General features: G+C 61.7%; 4 protein-coding genes and 2 pseudogenes. 2 read left to right on the plus strand and 4 right to left on the minus strand.

Annotated features, from left to right (window positions below):
- From AAFM29_RS16705 to AAFM29_RS16715, 3 genes and pseudogenes are all read right to left on the minus strand, one after another.
- Positions 1 to 876, minus strand: an 876-nt coding sequence (locus AAFM29_RS16705; RefSeq protein ID WP_341713881.1) for an FAD-dependent oxidoreductase, incomplete at its 3' end; no start/stop codon positions are given.
- 60 nt (positions 877 to 936) lie between these two features.
- A pseudogene (gene mnmE, locus AAFM29_RS16710) lies at positions 937 to 2,208 on the minus strand (tRNA uridine-5-carboxymethylaminomethyl(34) synthesis GTPase MnmE).
- Between the two features lie 14 nt (positions 2,209 to 2,222).
- Complete coding sequence (locus AAFM29_RS16715) at positions 2,223 to 2,489, minus strand: DUF6489 family protein (protein WP_341713882.1); 267 nt, start codon at positions 2,487 to 2,489, stop codon at positions 2,223 to 2,225.
- A 96-nt stretch (positions 2,490 to 2,585) separates the two neighbouring features.
- Here AAFM29_RS16715 and AAFM29_RS16720 point away from each other — a divergent pair, with 96 nt between their 5' ends.
- Positions 2,586 to 3,284 (plus strand): dienelactone hydrolase family protein, encoded by a 699-nt coding sequence (locus AAFM29_RS16720; protein ID WP_341713883.1) that lies wholly within the window; start codon positions 2,586 to 2,588, stop codon positions 3,282 to 3,284.
- Between the two features lie 63 nt (positions 3,285 to 3,347).
- Positions 3,348 to 3,749 (plus strand): nuclear transport factor 2 family protein, encoded by a 402-nt coding sequence (locus tag AAFM29_RS16725; RefSeq protein ID WP_341713884.1) that lies wholly within the window; start codon positions 3,348 to 3,350, stop codon positions 3,747 to 3,749.
- 58 nt (positions 3,750 to 3,807) lie between these two features.
- Here AAFM29_RS16725 and AAFM29_RS16730 read toward each other — a convergent pair.
- A pseudogene (locus AAFM29_RS16730) lies at positions 3,808 to 4,065 on the minus strand (transcription termination factor Rho); the annotation flags it as partial.

The raw sequence follows: 4,065 nt of genomic DNA on the forward strand, positions 1-4,065 counted from the left end.
GAACACCTGATGCCCATCGCGATCGCCGAAGCGGTGGATCTTGTCTTCGATCGACGGACAGTAGCGCGGACCGGCGGCACCAATCGCACCTGAAAACAGGGGTGATCGATCGAGGTTGGCGCGAATGATGTCATGCGCCTGGGTATTTGTGCGGGTGACTGCGCAGAAGACCTGCGGATTCATCCGCGCAGCGGTCAGTGACGACATTGTCCAGGCTTCATCGTCCGAAGCCTGTTCCTCCAGCACACCCCAGTCGATCGTTCGACCATCGAGGCGAGGCGGTGTCCCCGTCTTGAGCCGCCCCATGGGTAGATCCGCTCCGCGCAATTGCGAGGCCAGACGGTGGGCTGCATTCTCACCCAGACGCCCGCCAACGAAGCGCTCCTCTCCCCGAAACAGCACGCCACCCAGGAAGGTGCCGGTACACAGGACAACCGCTTGGGCCGAAAGTTGGACACCATCCGCCAGATCGACACCAGACACCCGCTGGCCGGAGAATCGCAAGGCAGCCACTTCGCCGGCAATGAGCGAGAGGTCCTGTTGCGCGGCAACCATGGATTGCACTGCCGCCTTGAACAGGCGGCGATCCGCCTGAACCCGCGGACCCCACACCGCACTGCCCTTCGATCGATTGAGCATTCGATAGTGAATTGCGCCGGCATCGGCCGCGCGCCCGATGATGCCATCGAGCGCATAGACCTCACGAACCAAATGACCCTTACCCAGGCCACCGATCGCAGGATTGCAGCTCATTGCACCAATCGCATCGAGGTCGAAACTGACCAGTGCGGTACGCGCACCCATCCGCGCGGCGGCACAGGCCGCCTCGACGCCGGCATGCCCGCCGCCGACTACAAGGATGTCGAAATCATGCATAGGCGGCCCTCTACCGTCGCCAAGCCGGAAATCAAAGCGCCGTGTGTTCCACGTGAAACATCACTTGCCGATGCAGAAGCGACCAAACAACGCATCGAGCATGTCTTCGGTCGAGTTTCTCCCGCTGAGAGCATCGAAGGCAGCACGTGCAGCCCGCAGTTCTTCCGCAACCAACAAGGGGTCTCGGATCTCACCCGCCCGCTTGAGACACTCTACCGCCTGAGTCGCCACCGCCTTTTGCCGCCGGTTGAGCGCGATATTGCCAAGCGGTGGCAAAGCCGCCTTACCCATCCGAATTATCTCTTCGACCAAGACTGGAAGACCTTCCCCGGTAACTGCGGAAACCCGAAAGGCACCATCGACCTCAGCCATCCCAAGATCGCATTTGGTTTGCACCAGGATCGATCCTTCAGGGCGGTCCCCAGGGTCTCCAAGCCACAGCACAATCTGTGCCCGAACCAGCTGCTCGCGCGCCCGCTCAATCCCGATTGCCTCGATTTCCCCCACACCCTCCGCACGCAAACCCGCCGTGTCGACGAGGGTGAAGGGCACGCCATCCAGCGAAACCGGTCGCTCGATCACATCCCTGGTTGTCCCCGCCTCAGCAGAGACGATCGCCACCCCTTCATCAAGTAATGCATTGAAAAGCGAAGATTTTCCAGCATTTGGCGGTCCTGCGAAAACAATCCTTACCCCTTCGCGTAAGCGATCGGCAGAAGGCCGCAACAAGACCTGCTCGATAGCATCCGCCAGCACACCTATCCCTTGCGCAAAACCCGCGGGAAGTTCGCCCACGTCATCCTCGTCGGCAAAATCGATCACCGCTTCAACCTGTGCCGAAAGCTGGAGGACCGACTCGCGCCATCGTTCCAGACGCCGCGACAGCACGCCACCGGCAGCCAGCAAGGCTCCACGGCGCTGCCATTCGGTCTCTGCCGTAAGCAGGTCTGCCAGACCCTCAGCCTCGGCCAGGTCAATCCGGCCATTGGCAAAAGCCCTGCGCGTAAATTCCCCCGGCTCTGCTTCGCGCAACCACGGGCGCGCTGCGAGCTAATCGAGCACGGCGCTAACGACCGCCCTACCCCCGTGACAATGTAGCTCGGCGAGATCCTCTCCCGTCGCTGTCGCCGGACCGGGGAGCCATATGACAAACGCTTCGTCGAGAAGATCCGAGCGCTGATCGCGTAATTGTCGCAGCGACGGGCGGCGTGGAGCAGGGCACTTGCCAACCAGTGCAGATAGCGTCGATTCCGCCTCCGGCCCGCTGATCCGGATAACCGCAATCCCAGCCGGCGGCGCGCCGCTCGACAGGGCGAAAATCGTATCAGTCATTGTCTCAGGCCGATTCAGTCCTCGTCGGAGGGCTTGCTGCGGCTCGAACCGCCGCGGGCAGCGTTCGCGCCTTCCATGAAGCTCTGGAACAGTTTGAAGCCCGCCTGCCCCATCGGCGCGAGCTGTTTGGCATATTCCTGAAGCTGGTCGGTATTCGACACGCCTGTCCTGGCCTTGGCCATCATGTCGACAGAGATGTCATTGGCCTTGCCGACATCGGGCACGTCCATGAAGGTCCGCGCCTCCTCGGGCGTGCAGTCGATTTCGATATGGACCTTCATGGCGCTTCCTCCGTTGTGGCGCTGTACGCCCTATCTGGGTTTGCCAAAGCTTCGCCGCAAGCGCTAGGCCCCGCAGCGCAAGAGGAGATCGACTCTATGACCGAGACCGCCACGATTCCCACGCTTTCGGGCCAGGATGGCTTCACAGCCTATGTTGCACGCCCATCAGGCGCCCCCAGGGCCGCAATCATCGTGATCCAGGAGATCTTCGGCGTGAATGCCGGAATCCGCCGCAAATGCGACAGGCTGGCCGAAGAGGGCTATCTTGCGGTTGCACCCGACCTGTTCTGGCGGCTTGAACCCGGGGTCGAGCTCGATCCCGATGTCGAACCCGAGTTCCAGCGTGCACTCACCCTCATGGGTCAGTTCAACCAGGACCAGGGCATCCGCGACATCGAGGCGACCATCCACCACATCCGCCGAACCGAGGGTGTGCCCAAGGTCGGTTGCGTCGGCTACTGCCTTGGCGGGAGACTGGCCTATATGACCGCCGCGCGGACCGATATCGACGGGTCCGTCGGCTATTACGGGGTCGGTATCGATGGATTGCTGGGCGAGAAGCACGCGATCGCCCACCCGTTGATGCTGCACATCCCGACCGAGGACGGCTTCGTCGACAAGGCCACACAGCAAGCCATGCACGCAGGCCTGGACGGCCACCCAAAGGTTACCCTGCACGACTACGAAGGGCTCGATCACGGCTTCGCCACCGAGTTCGGCAAGCGTCGCGCCGAGGAAGCCGCACAACTCGCGGATCAGCGAACATCGGCATTCTTCGCCCAGCACCTTGGTTGAAGCGGACTGGACCAGCCCTTCAATTCGCGCCATCGTTCCGGCTCAAACGAGGAGAGAGATTCTATGTCCGCACGCGAGGGCCTCAAGCGCTGGCACGAAGTGATCAAAGCGGGCAGCTCGCCCGAAGCACTTTCGGCGATCATCCACCCCGATGCAGTGTTCCACTCACCCGTGGTCCATACGCCGCAAGTCGGCCGCCCGATTGTCGTCGCCTACCTCTCCGCTGCGGGGCAGACGTTGGGCAACGACAGCTTCGAATATGTCCGCGAGCTGGTCGACGGCGAGAACGCGATGATCGAGTTCCAGACCACCATGGACGGCATCCACGTCAACGGCATCGACCTGATCCGTTTCGACGAGGATGGCATGATCGTCGATTTCAAGGTCATGGTCCGCCCACTCAAGGCGGTGAACAAGGTGTGGGAGCAGATGGCTGCCCAGCTCGACCGGCAAAAGGCCGGCTGACCTAACCGCCTCCGATGCAAGAAGGGCCGCTTCCTTATTCGGGAAGCGGCCCTTTCGCTTACTGGTTCATGTTCGCGAAGAAGTCTTCGTTGGTCTTGGAATCCTTCATCTTGTCGAGGAGGAATTCCATCGCGTCGACCGTGCCCATTTGCATGAGGATACGGCGCAGGACCCACATCTTGGAGAGCTTGTCCTTCTCGACCAGCAGCTCTTCCTTGCGGGTACCGCTCTTGCCCACGTCGAGCGCGGGGAAGATGCGCTTGTCGGCGACCTTGCGGTCGAGCACGATCTCGCTGTTGCCGGTACCCTTGAACTC

The sequence above is a fragment of the Erythrobacter sp. genome, assembly GCF_038133525.1.
Lineage (GTDB): Bacteria > Pseudomonadota > Alphaproteobacteria > Sphingomonadales > Sphingomonadaceae > Qipengyuania.